This is a genomic window from Qipengyuania mesophila (genome assembly GCF_019711655.1).
GTDB classification, from domain to species: Bacteria; Pseudomonadota; Alphaproteobacteria; order Sphingomonadales; family Sphingomonadaceae; genus Qipengyuania; species Qipengyuania mesophila.
Genome location: NZ_JAIGNU010000001.1, coordinates 1,522,941 through 1,541,114, shown reverse-complemented (window position 1 = coordinate 1,541,114; position 18,174 = coordinate 1,522,941). Strand labels below are relative to the sequence as shown.

Sequence of the window (18,174 nt, the reverse complement as noted above, 5' to 3'; positions counted from 1 at the left end):
TTCTATCCCATGCGTTTGAGCAGCCAGGGGAAGCGTCCCCCGCTGCGCGATGTCAGTCCTTCGACGACCAGCTGCTTGGTTGCGCGCGGGCGGCCTTGCCCGTCGACCCAAAGGCTGTCCTCGATTGTGATATGCGCCTCGCCGCTATCGCCTCCGAGGCGGAATTGCCAGTAGCTTCCGTCGGGCAGGGCAAGACCCGCGCCGCGACGATCGTCGGACAGGCCGACATCGATGCCGGTCCCGAGGTGGAAGCGGATCGCGAAGGCGATCTTGCCGCGCTTGCCCTGCCGCCCCGAGGGCTCGAGCAGGTCCTCGCCCGACAGCCCGCTGCCATCGGCACCGAGCAGCAAAGTGCGGCGATGGATCAGCCCGTAGCGCGCGGCATAACCGTTATGCGACGCTTCGAGCCGCACGGCTTCGCGGCCCTTCTGCTTGACCGTGGTGCGCGCGATATCGACTTCCTCGACACCCTTGCCGATCTGCCCCTTGATCAGCACAGCGGTCGAATTGGCTTCGTCGAGCACCAGTGTCGAATGCGCCGCCGTCCCGCGCAGCCCCTGCTCGATCCGCACCGGGACCGTGCCGCCGGCAAGCTCCGCACCGCCGCAATTGACCACGATGCGCTGTTCGCCATGCGACAGCTCGAAGGCCAGTGTCGAGGCGCAGCCATAGCGCGCATGGCGCGAGCGCGGCGGCGGCGCGGCGTCGAGGACCAGCGTAGCCTTGCCCGCATCGACGCGCTGGTAGCCCCAGTGGCGGCTGTCCTTGCCTGGCCGTGCACGGATTCCGCTGGCCGCGATCAGCGTATCGACACGCGCCGCCGAGGTTGCGCCGGCACCCTGCCAGCTGCCCAGCCCGCGGTCGCCCATGCGCAGCGCGAGCAGCGGCGGCACGAGCAGTCCGAGCATGGTTTCGAGCGCCTGTGGGGGCTCGCGATCGACCGCGTCGTAGCAGGCGCGTAGATCGACCAGCAGCGCGATCGCTTCCATCTGCGCCAGCGGGCTGCGCGAGAGCACTCCGCCGTCGTCGGCGACGAGCTCGCCCAATGCACGCAGGAGGCCGGCCTCGCCGAACAGGCGGCGCGGGCGACCATCGGGGAGCAGCAGGCCCGCTGCGACGATCGCGCACCAGCCGGCGACCTGCCCCAGCCCGTCTTCGGCGCGGGCGACCTGCCGGTCGAGATAGCGCGCACTCGCCTCCATCGCCGCCAGCGCCTCGCCCCGCAGTCTTGCGTCGCCGCCGAGCAGGAGTGGTGCGTGGACCAGCCAGGCGAGCAATCGCAGCCCGGCGTGCTCGACGGTCCATGCGGGCCCCTTGCCCGGAAGCGGATTGGCCTTGAGCCAGCGAGCAAGCAGCCTTTCGGCGACCCCGGCGCAGTCCTCACGCGGAGCGCAGGTGGCCAGGTCGCGCAGCCAGGTGAAGCCTTGAACGACGCGCTGGACCGGCGGCGTCAGCGGCGCACTGCTGGCGAAATCGACCTTGTCGATCGGAACCTTGAGGCCGTGGACCAGGAACTGCCCCGCGCGCAGCGCCATGCCCGCCGCGCGCTCACCTCCAAGCGGAGTGGCAACGGTGGCGAGCAGGCGCGGCGCGGCGGGCTTGCGCAAGGGCGCAGCAAGCACCGGGCCCGGCACGCCAAGGCGGTATGCCCAGCGCAGCATGCTATCGATCGGCCCGGCACGCGGCGGCTGCAGGTCCGCCAGCACCAGCGCACGCGCCGGCTCGAGCGGGATGGCTTCGGGAAGCGGCGGCGCCTCGTCGACGAGCGGCTCGGCCAGTCCCTTGAGCGGCAGCGCCGGCGCGGCGGCCCGTTCCGGCGCGATGGCCTCCTCGCGGAGGAGGGTGCGCGCCCCGCGGCTCATTTCGCGCCCTTCAGCGCGGCGATATTGGTCGCATAGTTCGCCGGCCCGCCCTTGAAGGTCGCCGAGCCCGCGACCAGTACATCGGCCCCCGCCTCGACGCACAGCCTGGCGGTCTCCTCATTGACCCCGCCATCGACTTCGAGATGGATCGGCTTGCCCAGTGCGTCGATCCGCTTGCGGATCGCCTCTACCTTCTTCAGCTGCGAATGGATGAAACTCTGCCCCCCGAAGCCCGGATTGACGCTCATCACGAGGACGAGATCAGCATCCTCGAGGATATAGTCGAGCGCTTCGACCGGCGTACCGGGATTGAGCACCACACCAGCCTTCTTGCCCAAGGCGGTGATGGCCTGCAGCGTGCGGTGGATATGCGGCCCCGCCTCGGGGTGGACCGTGATGATGTCCGCCCCGGCCTCGGCGAAGGCTTCGAGATAGGGGTCGATCGGCGCGATCATCAGATGGACGTCGAACGGCTTGTCGGTGTGCGGGCGCAGCGCCTTCACCACCGCCGGGCCGATGGTGATGTTGGGCACGTAATGCCCGTCCATCACGTCGACATGGATCCAGTCGGCTCCCGCGGCATCGATGGCGCGCACGTCCTCCCCCAACGCGGCGAAATCGGCGGAGAGTATAGACGGGGAAATCAGCGGAATCGTCATGCGGGCGGCGGCCTTGGGTCGCGAGATATGCTGGGCCTGCCCTACGCGCGCGAAAGGAGGGTTAACAAGCGAGGGCCGGGGCCTTTTCCACATGGACCGCCCCCTGCCGTTCCGCCGACCGCCGTAGGAGCAAAGGAAAGACTGAATGATGCGCAGCGAAGAAATTCAGCCGTAATTCAGCGCAATTTGATAAACGTCAGCCAAATCGCGGGGCACAGCGGCCGGCACAATGGTGCCGCGGGCCCCGTCCAGTTAGAAACGGATTGCCCATATGACCCGCACTTTCATCGCCACCGCCGGCGTCGCCGCGCTCGCCCTCGGCGCGCTTTCAGCCCCTGCGCCGGCCGCGGCGCAATACCGCCAGAAGATTTCCAACGATGCCGCCAAATGCGCCGCCGGCGCCGGCCCGTCGGTGCGCGTGACCGTGACCGACATCAAGGAAAGCAAGGGCACGATCCGCGTCCAGAGCTATCGCGGGACCAAGGAAGACTGGCTCGAAAAGGGCAAGTGGATCTACCGCATGGAAGCGCCCGCAAAGGCGGGATCGATGAGCTTCTGCATGCCGCTACCGCGCCCCGGCACCTATGCCATCGCGGTACGCCACGATCTCAACGGCAACGGCAGCACCGACATCTTCACCGACGGCGGGGCCATGTCGAACAATCCCAGCCTCAACATCTTCAACCTCGGCAAGCCGAGCTACAAGAAGGTCGCCTTCCAGGTTGGCAGCGGTGTCGAGACGATGTCGATCCGCATGCGCTACCGCTGAGCGCGACGCCTGCGCCACAGCTCCATAAGCGCACCCGGCGCGGCGAGCAGCGGATGCCTGGCGCGGAACGGCGTGACCTCGATGGCGATGCCGGTATGCCGGTGGAGCTTCCACGCGGCATAATCCGCCGCTCCGTCGAAAGTCGTCGTCGCCTTGGCCAGCCGCAGCAGGTTGAGGGGCTTGCCTAGCCGTTGGCGCTTGCGCCACCAGCCGAGGATGGCCTTGCACTCAGCAGGTGAAAGCGCAGGGCGCAAGAGGTCGCCCTTGCGCGAGAAATCGATCCTCCCCGCCTCCCAGGCCAGCGGCAGAAGCCCGTCGAAATGCGCCGCATTGACCTCGAGAATGGTGTTCTCGCGGCCCGGCTGCTCGATCCGGAATTCGGCGCGATAGGTCGCCCGGAACAGCGCGCGCCAGAAATCCTGCGCCGTCCCGCTCGGCGGGCCGACCGCCGCGGCGAGGCGCCCGGCGGTCGCCGCTGCCCCGCACAGCGCCTCGAGCACAGCGCCGCGCGCTGCCTCGTCCTGCGCCCAGACGAGGGCCGAAGGCTGGACGAAGCGCGCCCAGATCGTGGTGTCGCGCGATTGCCCGCTTGCCGCGCGCGCGAATTGCGCCAGCGACATGGTCGCTATCTTGGCGCGAAGCCGTTCGCCCGCATGGCCCCACTCGCGATAGGCGACGCGCGGCCAGATTCTCTCGCGCTGCTCGCCCGGCAGCAGGACATAGAAATCGAGCACGCCTTCGAGCGAGCCGGTCCGCAAATTCGATCCGTAGAACAACACCGCGCGCGCGCCGGCCTCCTCGCCGAGCAGGCGGGCATAGGCCGCGACTTCATCGCGCACCGGGCTCTCGAGCGCGGCGGCGATGCGCTGCGCGAGTGCGGCGCTCACGGGCTGATAAACGTCAGTTCAGGTCCCTGCTCGACGCGGTAGCGCCCCGGCGGGAATGCCTCGCCATCGAGAATGACCGGTTCGGCGACCTCGATCGTCAGCGCCTCGGCATCGAGCTGGTGCAGACCGGCCGCGGCCAGCCAGCGCGGTCGCCAACCCGACAGGATCGCCGGCAGGGCGGCGAGGAGGCGTCGCCGCGGCCGGTCGAGCACCGCCAGCTTGAGCCCCGGCCTCGCTTGGCCGAAGACCTCGATTCCCATCGGCAGGCGCTCGAGCGTCGAGGCAAGCAACATGCTGCGCCGCGCGGGATCGCCATGGGCCGAGCGGGGCACCGGCGCGCCCGACGGTTCGAAGCGCAGCGCCATCTCGGTTCCGCGACGCCATTTGTTGCGATCGGTGCCGAACAGCGCCTGCATCACCCCCCATGCGCCGGTCGCAGCGACCGCCAGGCTGTTGAAGAAGCCGAGCGAATGCGCATCCTGCCCCGCCTCGATACCCAGCGTGAACGCCCCGGCACCGAAGATGAATCCGAGCATGGGCGGTCCGACCTCGTTTCCGCTGCTGATCACGAGCGGCCTGCGCTGGATCCGGCGGCCCGCGGCATAGGCCGCGATCGCGCCTTCGACCGACCAGTCGGCGGGGGCGCCGAGATCGACGTTGAGCGCATTGGTCTTGCCCTTGGGCAGCACGGCGATGGCCGGCCAGCGATCGGCGAAGACCGCCTGGCCCATAGTCAGCACGTCGCGCACCGTGCCGTCGCCACCGTTGATGATCAGGAAATCGATCCCGTCGCGCGCGAAGCCGGCCAGCGCATGGGCGATCTCCTCGCGCGTGCGCGGCTGGGCGACTGTGATCCTGCCCGCGCCGGTGCAGGCGAGGTCCTGCCCCTTGTTGCGGTGGCTGCGCGGGTTGTAGATAATCCCGATCCGCGGTTCGGGCACGCGCGGGGCACGATAGATCGACCGCCGCTGGGGCGCGGGCATCGCCGTCTGCCGCAACGGCAGGCTGTCGAAATTGTAGATTACCCGGTCCATGAACCTTGTGCCTTAGTCGCCCCCGCGTGCGCCTACCTAGGACATTTTCGCCAGATTGTAATGGTGTCGCAAAGGATTCTCGGTTCGCCCTGCGGCAGGGAGACTGCCGGGCGCGCCCAACGGGCTCCGAGCCGCTCGGCAGCTCAAGCCGTTGGCACGGGTAAACGCCTCGCTCCCGGGGTGGGAATGCCAGAGCCCTCGAGAAGGTCGGGAAAATGGCGCACCCGACAGGATTCGAACCTGTGGCCTCTGCCTTCGGAGGGCAGCGCTCTATCCAGCTGAGCTACGGGTGCCTGCACGCCATGCGGGCGAGCGGGGCGCTTAGCAAAGCCGGCCCGCGCTCGCCAGCCCAAAACGACCGGCACGAACGGTGTGCGCTGCGTTAGGCTTTTCATAAGACTGGCGGCCTAATCCATGACACCATGAACGCGCCGTCCCACGAGTTCGACCTGGCCCAGGCCACCATGCTCCCGCCCGCCTCACCGGCCGGGCCGTGCAGCGTTCCGGACCTCGAGATGCTGACCGAACAATGGGAAGCCGTCCATGATGCGGCGGGGGCGATCGCCGCACTCGCCCAGCTCGCGCACGAACCGCTCGCGCCTGAGATTGCCGCGCTGCCGCGTCGCGCCGCGCGGATTGGCGGCTGGACCTACGAGATGACTGCGCACGGGATCGAGGATCTCGCCGCCTTCATGCAGCCCGGCCTGCGCGCGCTGCTCGCGCTCACCGCCAAGGGCCAGGATACCACCGCCGCTGCGCTGACGCTGTGGCGCGAGTTCCACACCGCCCGCACGGCGCTGCTCGAGCTGTCCGAAGCCGGCTGATCACTGCCGAGCACGTCGGAGGGTCGCGAGGCCTTGACCGTGTTCGCTCTCTGTTCCAAATCGCGGACATGACAGATTCGCAAACGGAAGCGCAAACGGCGGCCATCGTGGCACGCGGGATCGCGCGGCTCTTCGCGCGCAACGACATCTGGTGCCTTGCGGAAATGCCGCTACGCAACGGACGCCGGGCCGACCTCATGGGGGTCGACCCCAAGGGCCGCGTGATCATTGTCGAGATCAAGGTCCAGCGCGGCGACCTGCTCGGCGACGGCAAATGGCCCGACTATCTCGACCATTGCGACCGCTTCTTCTGGGGCGTTCCGCCGGGGCTCGACCGTGGCCCGCTCGACGGCGCGGACTATCGTCCCGATTGCTGCGGAATCATCGTCGCCGATGGCTATGACGGCGAAATCCTGCGCCCCGCCCCGCTCCACCCGCTGGCCGCGGCGCGGCGCAAGGTCGAGGTCGAACGGCTCGCGCGCACTGCGCTCCGCCGCGCGACCGTGGCGCTCGATCCGCATTGCGCGCCTTGGGGCACGCCCGAATAGAGATCGCCTGTTTCGCGAGGGGCCGCGCGCGGCTAGTGTCGACCCGCGATGCTCACCGCCATCATCCTGTCCGCGCTTGCCATGACCGCAATCGTCGCGCTGCGCTATCTGGCGGCCAGCGGCTTCTTCGCGCTGATCACCGGGCGCGTCCGCCCCGGCTATCATGCGAAGCTGGGCGCGCAGATCCGCCGTGAGATCGGATGGTCGCTCGCCTCGGCGGCAATCTACGGCATCCCGGCGGGCGTGGTCGCCTGGGGCTGGCAGGAGCGCGGCTGGACGCAGATCTACCGCCAGTGGGACGCCTATCCGCTGTGGTACCTCCCGCTTGCCCCGCTGCTCTACCTGCTGGCGCACGACACCTGGTTCTACTGGACGCACCGGCTGATGCATCGCCCGGCGTGGTTCCGCGCGATGCATGCGGTGCACCACGCCAGCCGCCCGCCGACCGCTTGGGCCGCGATGAGCTTCCATCCGTGGGAAGCGCTGACCGGCGCGATCGTGATCCCCGCGCTCGTCTTCCTCGTCCCGATCCATGTCGCCATGCTCGGCCTCGTGTTGCTGGTCATGACGGTGATGGGAGTCACCAATCACATGGGATGGGAGATTTTCCCCCGCAGACTGGTTCACTCGGGGTTAGGAGGATGGCTGATAACCGCCAGCCACCACCAGCGTCATCACGAAGAGTATCAATGCAATTACGGCCTCTACTTCCGTTTCTGGGACCGGGCATGCGGGACCGATCGCGGGCTCAGCGCCTCCGCATGAGCCGTGCCGCCGCACTCGCGCTGCTGCCGCTCGGCACGGCGCTCGCCGCCGCTGCGCCGACGGGATCCGGCGGCGCGACGATCACCGTCACCGTGACCGGTCTGCGCAATGCCGAGGGCGTGGTGCGCGCCTGCATGACCACCGACGAGGACCGCTTTCCGCGCTGCCGCGGAGTGCCGGGCGCCTATGGCGCGACGACCGAGGCGCAGGAGGGCAATGTGACCTTCACCTTCACCGGCGTGAAACCCGGTCGCTACGCCATCGCGCTGCTCCACGACGAGAATGCCAACGGCAAGGCCGATCGCGCGCTGGGCATGATGCCCAAGGAAGGCTTCGGCTTCTCGCGCGATGCCAAGGTGCGGATGGGGCCGCCGCGCTTTGCCGACGCCGCCTTCGACGTGGGCAGCGAGAACCGCGCGATGACGATCCACATGCGCTACATGCTGTGAAATCCCCCCGCGCCGATAGGCGCCATGGTTAACGCACTTAACCCTATTTTTACCTCGTCACCTGCATAGGTTTTCCGAATAGGCAGACCCCGCGAAAGGTGGACGCAGTGATAGACAGGCTGGGCGGATTTTTCGGCTCGCGCGAAGCGGAAGACGACTTCGACGATGCGGGGGTCGAAGACTATACCGCCGATGTCGAAGCGCCACCTTCCCCCGTCGGGCAGGACGAGCGTCGCATGCAGGTGCGCGCCTACAACCATTGGGCGAGCCTTCTGGGTGACCGCAACTTCCCGCATATCGACGATCTGCATCCTGACACGCTCGAGGATTTCGGCCCCTATTCGGTGCTGCTCGACCTGACGCAGGACATCGAGGATCCGCGCCTTCGCTATGTCGGTGGCGAACTGCTCGTGGAATGCCGTACCGACAAGGCGCTGTCGCAGCTTTCCGCGGTTCCAAGCCGCTCGGTGCTCAGCCGCCTGACCGACCATTACATGCAGATCCTCGCCAACCAGGCACCGATCGGCTTCGAAGCCGAATTCGACAATGCCGAAGGCGCCAGCGTGCTCTATCGCGGCATCCTGCTGCCCTATTCGAGCGACGACGCGACGGTCGACTATATCTACGGCGTGATCAACTGGAAGGAAATGGCCGACCGCCAGACCGCCGACGCGCTGCTGCTCGAGCTCGACCAGGCACTCGGCACCTCGGAGGAAGAACTCGAGCCCGTCTATGCGGACAGGCTCGATACCGCCGAGATGCTCGGCGCATTCGCAGACGAGGATGTGCTCGAACTGAGCGGCGCCGAGATGATGGAACTTGCCGGCGCCGACAGCGGCCTGCCGCGACCGGCATTCGGAGCAACGGAAGGCTCGGAACGCGGCTTCCCAACACCCAGGAACTCCATTCCACTCGCCGCGCGGCTCGATGCGCTCGGCAACCCGATCGGCGGCCATCCAGTGCATGACGAGGCCGACGAGGATGACGATTTCGACGGCAGGATGAAGACCGCCGCCGATTACGGCCTGCCCGATTGGGACGAGGACGAGGACGAGAGCGACGTCGACGACGTGATCGACCCGCTCGCCGACGAAGAGGCATCGAGCAGCCTCGTCGCGCTGGTCAATCGCGGCGACCGTACCAAGAAGAGCGTCGACCTTTCGCTCGGCGAGGGCATGCCCGCACCAGATGCAGGCGAGAACGATTCCGCCGTCCATCGCATTCCCGAAGCCTATGTTCCGCCGCCCGCACCGATGGTCGAGGCTCCGGTGGCCGAGGCCGACCATGCGAATACCGGCGATCTGCCGGGCGCAACCGACGAATTCGAAAAGATCGAGGATACCGTCCCCGACTGGCCGGACAATTCCGGTGCGCCCGAGAACCTCTACGACGCTCTCGCCGCGGCGCGCGAGCTGGCGCAGGCGGCCCAGAACACCGAGGATCGCAGCCGCAAGACGCTCTACGAGGCGGTCGGCCGCGCCTACGACTTCAGCATCGAGGCCCAGAGCGATCCCGCCGGTTTCGACGAGCTCCTCGCCGAGAGCGGGCTGACCATGCAGGACCGGGCGCCGATGACGCCGGTGGTGAAGCTCGTCTTCGGCGCCGATTACGACAAGACCCGGCTGACCGAATACGCCGCCGTGCTGACGCATGGCCACCGGCTGGGCATCGAGCGCGGCAAGCTTGCGAGCTTCCTGCGCGAGGCCGAGGGCGGCCTCAAGGGCGTGGTCCAGGCCGAGCGCGCCGCGCGCAAGGAAGAGCAGGGCAAGCCGACCGAGGACAGGAAGACCGTCCGCAACAAGCTCGCCGAAAAACTGCGGGCGCTCGAAGCGCTCTCGCTTGCCGAACTCGACGAAGAGGGCGCTGAATTCGCGCTGGTGATGGTCAGGCGTACCGCGAATGGCACGATCGAGGTTCTCGGCGAGGTGCCCGAGGACATCCCGCTGGTGGAACGCGCCGCGCGCAAGCTGCTCGACTAGGCCGACAGTTCGACAAAGCCCTTGTCGCTCGTGCGCGACAACGGCTAGCCCCGGGCGCGATGCGCAAACGGGAGTGCGACACGGCATGAAGATCCTGCTCGGCGGGCTCGCCGCGATCCTTTTGGCAGGAGTCATCCTGCTGCTCGCGATCCGCAACAACGGACCCGCAGTGCTCGACGCCGTCGACCGAGTGACAGGCGGAACGCGCGGCGTCAGGCTGGTAGCGAAGACCCACTATGGTCAGCACCCGGCACAGAAGCTGCGCATCTACGCTCCTGCGGGCGCGGACGAGCCACTCCCGGTCTTTCTCTTCGTTCATGGCGGGAGCTGGAGTTGGGGCGATCCCGATGACTACAACTTCATCGCCCGCGCCATCGCACCTGAAGGCTTCGTCGTCGTGCTTGCCGGATACAGATTGGGCGAAGAGGGGCGCTATCCCGCCATGCTCGAGGACACCGCAGCGGCGGTGGCCGAGACGGCCCGGCTTGCCCCGCGCTATGGCGGCGATCCCGACCGCATCGTCCTGGCCGGCCATTCCGCGGGCGCCTACAACGTCGTGCAGGTCGCGCTCGAGACGAAATGGCTGGAGGCGAGCGGCGTGAAACCGCGCGGGGTGATCGGTCTCTCCGGCCCATACGACTTCTATCCCTTCGACAAACCCTCGAGCCGCGCCGCCTTCGGCGCGGTGGGGGCCGGCGACGAAAGCCAGCCGATCAACCACGTCCACGCCGACGCGCCGCCCATGCTGTTGGTCCACGGCGAGGACGACACGCTGGTCAAGCCGCGCAACACGCGCGCGCTGGCACGGGCACTGGAACAGGCCGGGTTACCGGTCGAAACGCGGATCTATCCCGGCTTCGATCACAATGCGCCGCTGATCTCGCTTGCCAGCCCCTGGCGCCAGCGGCGCGACGTCGATGCGGCGGTGGTGGATTTCGCTCGCGGCGTCAGCGAGGTTTCAGTTCCGGTTCAGGCCGAAACGCCTTAGGCTGAGCCTTGATGCGCCTGATCACCCGCCTGCTCGCCCTGCTAGCCGCCGCCATGCTCGCGGCACAGCCCGTCGCCGCACAGAGCATTTTGCGCGATGCCGAAACCGAGGCCTTCCTGCACGAGATTTCCACCCCGTTGATCGAGGCCGCCGGCCTCCAGTCGGACAATGTCGATATCGTGCTGATCAACGACCCGACGATCAACGCCTTCGTCGCCGGCGGTCAGACGGTCTATATCCATTCGGGGCTGATTGAAGCGGCAGATAGTGCCGAGGAAGTCCAGGGCGTGATCGCGCACGAACTCGGCCATATCACCGGGGGACACGTGCTGCGCTATGGAGAAGGCGCAGCAGCGGCAACCAAGATCTCGCTGCTGTCGATGCTTGCCGGGATCGGTGCCGCGCTGGCGGGTGCAGGTGACGCCGCCATGGGCATCATGATGGCCGGACAGCAGGCGGCGATGGGAAAATTCCTCGCCTTCACCAGGACGCAGGAATCCTCCGCCGATTTCGCCGGAGCGGACTATCTTTCGAAGGCGGGGATTTCGGGTCGCGGGTCGCTCAGCTTCTTCGGCAAGCTACTCAACCAGGAATTCCGCTACGGCTACAGCCAGAGCGACGAGGCGGGTTTCTATCGCACGCACCCGCTGTCGGGCGATCGCATCTCGGCGCTGCGCGAGGTCTATGAAAAGGACCCGGCGTGGGATCGCCCCGCAAATGCCCGCAACCAGGCACGTTTCGAGCGCGTGAAGGCCAAGCTGGTCGGCTATATTTCGAAGCCTTCGGCGACGCTGCGCGACTATCCCGAGACCGACCAGAGCGTGCCCGCACTCTATGCGCGTGCCTATGCCTATCATCAGAACGCCCGCGTCGACCTCGCGCTCGCGGCGGCCGACCACCTGCTCGAGATTGACCCACAGGATCCCTATTTTCTCGAGCTCAAGGGGCAGGTGCTGCTCGAATCGGGCCGTCCCGAAGAGGCGCTCGAACCCCTGCGCCGCGCGACCGAGCTGACCAATGCGGAACCGCTGATCGCCGGCCTGTTCGGCCACGCCCTGATCGCGACCGAAAACAAGGACAATTACGAAGAGGCAGAGCGCGTGCTGCGCGCCGCGGTCGGCCGCGACCGACAGAACCCCTTCGCCTGGTACCAGCTCGGCGTGGTCTATGCCGCGCGCGGCGATACCGCCCGTGCCCGGCTGGCCTCGGCCGAGCAGCAGGTCATGAGCGGGCAATACGCACTGGCGCTGCGCAGCGCGCAGGCGGCCGAGGCCGGCCTCGATCGCGGCACGCCCGACTGGATTCGCGCGCAGGATATCGGCATGCAGGCGCGCGCGCTGATCGAACGGCAGTGCGAGATGGAACGCGGGCGCAATTGCACCCCGGGCTGAGCGACGAAGGATTTTGATGAGGAACCATCTGCTGACCGCGCTGATCGCGCTGGTGTTCGGCTTCGCCGGCGCCGGCCTGTGGTCGCTGTCCGGTCTCGGCAACGGCCAGACGCGCAAATACTTGATCGCCAACCCCCAGATCCTGCCCGACATGGCCGAGGCCTATCAGCGCGAACAGGCGAAGGACCGGCTGGCGCAGGTTTCGGGCGAGGTGAAACAGGCCTTTCCCGGTGCGGTGCTGGGCAATCCGAAGGGGTCGAAGGTGCTGGTCAAGTTCACCGATTATGGCTGCACCTATTGCCGCCAGTCGATTGCCGGCACCGACAAGCTGATCGCCGAGGATCCGGAACTCAAGGTGGTGATCCGCGAATGGCCGATCTTCGACGGCAGCGAACAGGCTGCCCGCATGGCACTTGCCGCAGCAAAACAGGGCAAGTTCGATGCCTTCTTCCATTCGATGTTCGAACAGGGGCCGCCGAGCACGGCGAGCATCGAGCGCGCGGCGCGGATTGCCGGGCTCGACTTGGCCGCCGCAAAGGCATTCGCAGAGTCGGAAGAGGCGACGGCGGAATTAGCCCGGAACATGGCCTACGCCCGCCAGCTGCAGTTCAGCGGAACGCCGAGCTGGATCGCGGGCAACGAAGTGATCGAGGGGCTGGTCCCGCCCGAAAGGCTCGCCGAGGCGCTCGACGCCGAAGGCTAGGCGCCTATTCCTCTTCCATCGCCTTGGCGTACATCGAGGCGAGTGGCTTCGCCATCACCCGGCGCACCATCGGCTCGAAGAATTCGAGGCTCTCGCTGTCGTAGTCGGGATCGAAGGCGGCCTGGTCGTATTTCTCGCAGAACTCGCGGCACGCCTCGAAATGCGGATTGTCGCGGAATTTGTCGCGCGCGTTCTGGTCCATGCCGAGGAAGTGGAAGTAGTAATAGCCCTGGAACGCGCCGTGATTCTGGCAGATCCAGTGGACCTCCTCGCTCACGAAGGGCTTGATGATCGAGGCGGCGACCTCGGGGTGGTTGTAGCTTCCCAGCGTGTCGCCGATGTCGTGCAGCAGCGCCATCACCACATATTGCTCGTCGCGCCCGTCGCGATGCGCGCGGGTCGCGGTCTGCAGCGAATGTTCTAGCCGGTCGACCGGGAAGCCCCCGAAATCGCCGTCGAGCAGTTTGAGGTGCTCGAGCACGCGATCGGGCAGGCCCTGGGCGAATGCGCGATACTCGCCGCCGATGATCGCCCAGTCTTCCGCCGTACCCTGTTTCATCTCGCGGAACTTGGCGCGTTCGGCCCCCGCCTCGTCGATCGTTTCCTGCACGCCCATCGCGTCTCTCCCTCGTTTCGCCTGTCGCGGCCATTCTAGCGACTGGTGCAACTCGTCGCAATTGCGCTAGAGGGGCGTGCAAATGGCAGTACTGCCCATTCGACCTACGCCGTTCTTCGCCAACAAGAACCAGGCGTTCTGGAACCTCCAGCTGGGCGGCTGGGGCGGGGCGGCCATGCTGCGTGCCATGTCCGCGCTGGCAAATGGCCAGCCGCCCGATCGCCTGGTGATCATCCTGATCGCGACGATCACCGGCTTTTCGCTGAGCCTGATCCTGGCGGTGGTCTATGGCCAGCTGATCAAGCAGCGCCCGCTGGTGACCTGGGGCGCGACCGCACTCGTGCTGGTGTTCGCCACCGGCGTCTATGCCTTCATCGACAGCTGGGTGCTGCAGGTGGCGGGCGCGGCGACCGACGGCAATTTCGTCAAGCTCTTCGTCGGCATGTACTTCATCGACCTGACGCTGCTCGGCGCCTGGTCGGCGCTCTATTACGCCATCAATTTCTTCCTTCAAGTGGAAGAACAGGCCGACCGGCTCGAACGGCTCGAGGCGCAGGCGACCAGCGCGCAGCTGGCCATGCTGCGATACCAGCTCAACCCGCATTTCCTGTTCAACACGCTCAATTCGATCAGCACGCTCGTGCTGCTGAAGCAGAGCGAAACCGCCAATGCGATGCTCACCCGCCTGTCTAGCTTCCTGCGCCATACGCTGGTGACGCAGCCCGGCGGCAAGGTCAGCGTGGCGCAGGAGGTCGAGACGCTGCAACTCTATCTCGGCATCGAACAGATGCGCTTCGAGGAGCGCCTGCGAACCACCTTCCGCGTCGAACCGCAGGCGGCAGGTGCGCGCCTACCCGCCATGCTGCTGCAACCGCTGGTCGAGAACGCGATCAAATACGGCGTGAGCCCGCAGGAAGAGGGGGCGGAGATCTCGATCGTCGCCCAAGTCGTCGGACCGCGCCTGCGGGTGACGGTGTCGGATACCGGGCCGGGCATGACGATGAACAATATCGAGGACGGGCTGCCCGCGGTCCGCCCGACGCATGCCCGGCGCGATTCGACCGGCGTCGGTCTGACCAATATCCGCGACCGGCTGGCACAGGCCTATGGCGAGGAACACCGCTTCGAGATTCGTTCGCCCGAAAGCGGCGGCTTTTCGGTCCTCATCGAACTGCCTTACGAAACCGAAGAACAGGACGAGGCGTTAAGCGCGCCGCAAGCCGCACCCGCGCAGCAGGGCGCGCGAACGCAGAAACCCTCGGCTCCCCCGGCCGTTCTCCCCTCATCATTACCCCCGAAAGCACACCAGACGACATGACCATCCGCACCATACTCGTCGACGACGAAAAGCTCGCCATCCAGGGCCTCCAGCTGCGCCTCGAGCCCTTCGAGGACGTCGAGATCATCGCCACCTGCCAGAACGGACGCGAGGCGATCCGCGCGATCAAGACCGAAAAGCCCGACCTAGTCTTCCTCGACATCCAGATGCCCGGCTTCGATGGCTTCTCGGTTGTCCAGGGCGTGATGGAAATCGACCCGCCGCTGTTCGTCTTCGTCACCGCCTTCCAGGAACACGCGATCCGCGCCTTCGAGGCCAATGCGGTCAACTACCTGATGAAGCCGGTCGACGAGGACAAGCTGGCCGACACGATCGAACGCGTGCGCCAGCGCCTCGCCGAGAAGAAATCGACCGAGGAAGCCGAAAAGCTCAAGAGCGTGCTGTCCGAAGTGGCCCCCGAAGCGGCCGAAGAACTTGCGGGCGAGGATGCCGAGACCGCCAGCCGCTACGAGAAGCTGATCAACGTCAAGGATCGCGGGCAGATCTTCCGCGTCGAGACCGACACGATCGAGCACATCGAGGCCGCCGGCGACTATATGTGCATCTACACCGGCGACAATTCGCTGATCCTGCGCGAGACGATGAAGGACCTCGAACGCCGCCTCGACCCGCGCAAGTTCCAGCGCGTCCACCGCTCGACCATCGTCAATCTCGACCAGGTCCGGCAGGTCAAGCCGCACACCAATGGCGAGTGCTTCCTCGTGCTCGACAGCGGGGCCGAGGTGAAGGTCAGCCGCTCGTACCGTGACGTCGTGGCACGCTTCGTCCACTGATGGCATTCGCTCTCGAAGGCTTCGACCTCGACCGGTTCGTCCGCGAAACGCTGGCGGAAGACCTCGGCGAGGGGCTGCCGGGCGGCGGCATCGACGTCACCAGTGAGAGCGTGATCCCCTCCGAGGCGCGCTTTTCCGGGGTAATGGACACGCGCGATCCCATCGAGGTTGCGGGGCTTCCCGTGGCCGAAGCCTTCTTTCGCGCACTCGATCCGGACATGACGATCGACATCCTCGTCGAAGAGGGTGCGAGCGTCCCGGCGGGAACCGACCTGATGCGGCTGGAAGGCAATGCCCGCGCGATGCTGACCGCGGAGCGCAGCGCGCTCAACACCGTCCAGCATCTCTCGGGCATCGCCACCATGGTGGCGCAATACGTCCGCGCGATGGACAATCCCGACTGCACGCTGCTCGATACGCGCAAGACGATCCCCGGGCTGCGCATGCTCGAGAAATACGCCGTGCGCATGGGCGGCGGCGCGAACCACCGCATGGGCCTGTGGGATGCGGCGATGATCAAGGACAACCACGTGCTCGTCGCGGGCAGCGTCGGCGAAGCCGTGCGCCGAGCAGTCGCGGCGGGGGTGAAGGACATCATCTGCGAGGTCGACCGCATCGACCAGATCGAACCCGCGCTCGAAGCGGGGGCCACCCGTCTCCTGCTCGACAACATGGAGCCCGGGACTCTGTGCGAGGCGGTCGCGCTGGTGGCCGGCCGCGTGCCGACCGAGGCGAGCGGGGGGATCACCCTCGCCACCATTCAGGCCAAGGCCGCGACCGGCGTCGATTATGTCTCGGTCGGGCGCCTTACACAGAGCGCGCCGGCAGCCGACATCGGTCTCGACTTTACGCCGCTGTGATTGCGCGTCATGAGTGAGGTCATATGAATGTGGAGGGAGACCGCATGAAACCCGCTTCGATCAAGATGTTCGACTGGCTGTTCCTCGGCTCGCTCGGCGTCACCCTGCTTGGCATCCTCCTCAACTTCGGCACGCTCTCGGCGCAGGCCGAAACCGAATTCGCCGCCCAGGGGCTGCCCGAGATGGGCACGGGCATGCTTATCGGCGCCCTGCTCCTCAGCCTCGCGATCAGCCTGGGCCTGTGGTTCCTGATCTCCGTCCTGCGAATAGGGCTCGCTCGATGGGCGCTCGTCCTGCTCACCGCGTGGTCGATCCTGACCACCGCCAAGTCGCTGGAACTGGGCTTCGACAGCACGATGGCCTGGGGCCTCCTCGCCACGGTGATGACCGTGGCGGCGATCTGGTTCCTGTTCCGTCCCGACGCCAGGGCCTGGTTCGCCGGCACGCGGGGCGAAAGCGGCGAATAGCCTGGCTGCTGCCCGACGGGCCGACATGTGTCGCCGCGCCTGACAATCGCGGGTTCGCCTCTCCCCAGACCTTTACCTCCCCCGCAGTTTGTTGCATCTCCGGCGAGCAAATGGGGGAGACGAGGGGTGAAGCCGAGTTCGATCAAGCTGTTCGACGTCCTGTTTCCGATCGCGACACTGCTGGTCTTCGCTTCTGCAGTGCTCAGCTTCACGGGGCTCCAAGAGCAAGCCCTGGCGGGATTTGGCGGCGAGGGCGAAGGCGCGCGCGGAATGGCCATCTGGATGGTCACAGCCTCGATCTTCATCTTCCTGCTGCTCGCGAGCATCCTGTGGGCCACCATCTCGCTGCTGCGGATGGGCGTGATGCGATATGTCTTAGTGCTCGTGGTGCTTTACGCACTGTTCCAAAACTACCGCGAGCTCACGGTCCTGGGACCGAGCGCGGGAGCCTGGGTGGATCTCGCCGCAAGCCTGGTCGCGGGGGCGGCGGTAGCGATCCTGTTTCGCCGCGATGCAAAGGCCTGGTTTGCCGAAAACCCCGACGACCGTGCGACGCCCTAGGCGGATCGCGCTCGCCATCCTCGCGGTCGCGCTGCTCGATGCAGCGCCGCTCGCCGCGCAGCATTACCAGTGCCGCCCGCCCCGGAGCTTCGACCTGCCACGGGTCGAGGCGGACGCGCCACGCCGCGTCCTTCCGGTCACCGGCTATACCCTCGCGCTGAGCTGGAGCCCCGAATTCTGCAAGCCACGCAAGCGCCAGCCGTCTCATGCGCGCCAGTGCAGCGGACAGGCGGGCCTTTTCGGTCTCGTGGTGCATGGGTTGTGGCCAGAGAGCGGGCGAAGCTGGCCGCAATGGTGCAGCGCCACCCGCGACCCGCTGCCGCGCGAGGCGGCGGCGAACATGTGCCTGACGCCGTCTGCCGCCCTGCTCGCGCGGCAATGGGCGAAACACGGCGCCTGCATGACGAAGCGCCCGGCGACCTATTTCAAGGTCACGCGCATCCTGTGGCAGGGCCTCCGCATTCCCGACCTCGACCGGGTGAGTCGCGAGGATGGCCTCACCGCAGGCACGATCCGCACCCGCTTCACCGACGCCAATCCCGACTGGCCACGCGAAGCGGTGGGCGTGCATCTGAATGCACGTGGATGGCTGGAAGAATTGCAGCTCTGCTACGACAAGCGCTTCATGCCGGTCGCCTGCGATCGCCGACGTTTCGGGGCGCGGGATGACACCAATGCGAAGATATGGCGGGGGCTCTAG

20 protein-coding genes and 1 tRNA gene are annotated in these 18,174 nt (G+C 66.8%); 15 read left to right on the top strand and 6 right to left on the bottom strand.

Going from position 1 to position 18,174, the window contains the following annotated elements; translation table 11 throughout:
• Positions 1-2 precede the first annotated feature (2 nt).
• On the bottom strand, positions 3-1,862 hold the full coding sequence (locus K3181_RS07770) for a heparinase II/III family protein (RefSeq protein WP_221602426.1): 1,860 nt from the start codon (positions 1,860-1,862) through the stop codon (positions 3-5).
• Complete coding sequence (gene rpe, locus K3181_RS07765) at positions 1,859-2,521, bottom strand: ribulose-phosphate 3-epimerase (RefSeq protein WP_221602425.1); 663 nt, start codon at positions 2,519-2,521, stop codon at positions 1,859-1,861. Before rpe ends, K3181_RS07770 begins: the two co-directional genes overlap by 4 nt.
• Before the next feature lie 271 nt (positions 2,522-2,792).
• Here rpe and K3181_RS07760 point away from each other — a divergent pair, with 271 nt between their 5' ends.
• Positions 2,793-3,290, top strand: coding sequence for a DUF2141 domain-containing protein (locus tag K3181_RS07760; RefSeq protein WP_221602424.1), 498 nt, complete (start codon positions 2,793-2,795; stop codon positions 3,288-3,290).
• Here the strand turns inward: K3181_RS07760 and K3181_RS07755 are convergent.
• From K3181_RS07755 to K3181_RS07745, 3 genes are all read right to left on the bottom strand, one after another.
• Positions 3,281-4,177, bottom strand: coding sequence for a hypothetical protein (locus tag K3181_RS07755; protein WP_221602423.1), 897 nt, complete (start codon positions 4,175-4,177; stop codon positions 3,281-3,283). The two genes, K3181_RS07760 and K3181_RS07755, sit on opposite strands and share 10 nt — an antisense overlap.
• Positions 4,174-5,211: a diacylglycerol/lipid kinase family protein gene (locus K3181_RS07750; protein WP_221602422.1), complete on the bottom strand. Its 1,038-nt coding sequence runs from the start codon at positions 5,209-5,211 to the stop codon at positions 4,174-4,176. Before K3181_RS07750 ends, K3181_RS07755 begins: the two co-directional genes overlap by 4 nt.
• Before the next feature lie 216 nt (positions 5,212-5,427).
• A tRNA-Arg gene (locus K3181_RS07745) sits at positions 5,428-5,504 on the bottom strand.
• A 129-nt stretch (positions 5,505-5,633) separates the two neighbouring features.
• Here K3181_RS07745 and K3181_RS07740 point away from each other — a divergent pair.
• The 8 genes from K3181_RS07740 (at position 5,634) to K3181_RS07705 (ending at position 12,858) form a co-directional block, all read left to right on the top strand.
• Positions 5,634-6,035, top strand: coding sequence for a hypothetical protein (locus tag K3181_RS07740; RefSeq protein ID WP_247714899.1), 402 nt, complete (start codon positions 5,634-5,636; stop codon positions 6,033-6,035).
• A gap of 68 nt (positions 6,036-6,103) precedes the next feature.
• Complete coding sequence (locus tag K3181_RS07735) at positions 6,104-6,583, top strand: MmcB family DNA repair protein (RefSeq protein ID WP_221602421.1); 480 nt, start codon at positions 6,104-6,106, stop codon at positions 6,581-6,583.
• 48 nt (positions 6,584-6,631) lie between these two features.
• Positions 6,632-7,348, top strand: coding sequence for a sterol desaturase family protein (locus K3181_RS07730; RefSeq protein WP_221602420.1), 717 nt, complete (start codon positions 6,632-6,634; stop codon positions 7,346-7,348).
• Positions 7,345-7,797 (top strand): DUF2141 domain-containing protein, encoded by a 453-nt coding sequence (locus K3181_RS07725; RefSeq protein ID WP_221602419.1) that lies wholly within the window; start codon positions 7,345-7,347, stop codon positions 7,795-7,797. The genes K3181_RS07730 and K3181_RS07725 overlap by 4 nt, the downstream gene beginning before the upstream one ends.
• 107 nt (positions 7,798-7,904) lie before the next feature.
• Positions 7,905-9,776 carry a PAS domain-containing protein gene (locus K3181_RS15800; protein ID WP_221602418.1) on the top strand — a complete coding sequence of 624 codons (1,872 nt, stop codon included), beginning with the start codon at positions 7,905-7,907 and terminating at the stop codon, positions 9,774-9,776.
• Positions 9,777-9,861: 85 nt separating this feature from the next.
• Positions 9,862-10,764, top strand: a complete 903-nt coding sequence (locus K3181_RS07715; RefSeq protein WP_221602417.1) for an alpha/beta hydrolase — start codon at positions 9,862-9,864, stop codon at positions 10,762-10,764.
• An 11-nt stretch (positions 10,765-10,775) separates the two neighbouring features.
• The gene (locus K3181_RS07710; protein ID WP_221602416.1) at positions 10,776-12,155 is read left to right on the top strand and encodes a M48 family metalloprotease; all 1,380 of its coding nucleotides are present in this window, start codon (positions 10,776-10,778) and stop codon (positions 12,153-12,155) included.
• 16 nt (positions 12,156-12,171) lie between these two features.
• On the top strand, positions 12,172-12,858 hold the full coding sequence (locus K3181_RS07705) for a DsbA family protein (RefSeq protein ID WP_221602415.1): 687 nt from the start codon (positions 12,172-12,174) through the stop codon (positions 12,856-12,858).
• A 4-nt stretch (positions 12,859-12,862) separates the two neighbouring features.
• Here K3181_RS07705 and K3181_RS07700 read toward each other — a convergent pair whose 3' ends face one another.
• The gene (locus tag K3181_RS07700) at positions 12,863-13,474 is read right to left on the bottom strand and encodes an HD domain-containing protein (RefSeq protein ID WP_221602414.1); all 612 of its coding nucleotides are present in this window, start codon (positions 13,472-13,474) and stop codon (positions 12,863-12,865) included.
• 82 nt (positions 13,475-13,556) lie between these two features.
• Here K3181_RS07700 and K3181_RS07695 point away from each other — a divergent pair, with 82 nt between their 5' ends.
• The 6 genes from K3181_RS07695 (at position 13,557) to K3181_RS07670 (ending at position 18,174) form a co-directional block, all read left to right on the top strand.
• Positions 13,557-14,792 (top strand): sensor histidine kinase, encoded by a 1,236-nt coding sequence (locus tag K3181_RS07695; protein ID WP_221602413.1) that lies wholly within the window; start codon positions 13,557-13,559, stop codon positions 14,790-14,792.
• Positions 14,789-15,586, top strand: coding sequence for a LytR/AlgR family response regulator transcription factor (locus tag K3181_RS07690; protein WP_221602412.1), 798 nt, complete (start codon positions 14,789-14,791; stop codon positions 15,584-15,586). Before K3181_RS07695 ends, K3181_RS07690 begins: the two co-directional genes overlap by 4 nt.
• A complete protein-coding gene (nadC, locus tag K3181_RS07685) occupies positions 15,586-16,446 on the top strand; it encodes a carboxylating nicotinate-nucleotide diphosphorylase (RefSeq protein WP_221602411.1) in 861 nt (286 codons plus the stop codon). The genes K3181_RS07690 and nadC overlap by 1 nt, the downstream gene beginning before the upstream one ends.
• A 44-nt stretch (positions 16,447-16,490) precedes the next feature.
• Positions 16,491-16,913, top strand: a complete 423-nt coding sequence (locus K3181_RS07680) for a hypothetical protein (protein ID WP_221602410.1) — start codon at positions 16,491-16,493, stop codon at positions 16,911-16,913.
• Between the two features lie 126 nt (positions 16,914-17,039).
• A complete protein-coding gene (locus tag K3181_RS07675) occupies positions 17,040-17,474 on the top strand; it encodes a hypothetical protein (RefSeq protein WP_221602409.1) in 435 nt (144 codons plus the stop codon).
• Positions 17,461-18,174, top strand: a complete 714-nt coding sequence (locus K3181_RS07670; RefSeq protein ID WP_345725460.1) for a ribonuclease T2 family protein — start codon at positions 17,461-17,463, stop codon at positions 18,172-18,174. The genes K3181_RS07675 and K3181_RS07670 overlap by 14 nt, the downstream gene beginning before the upstream one ends.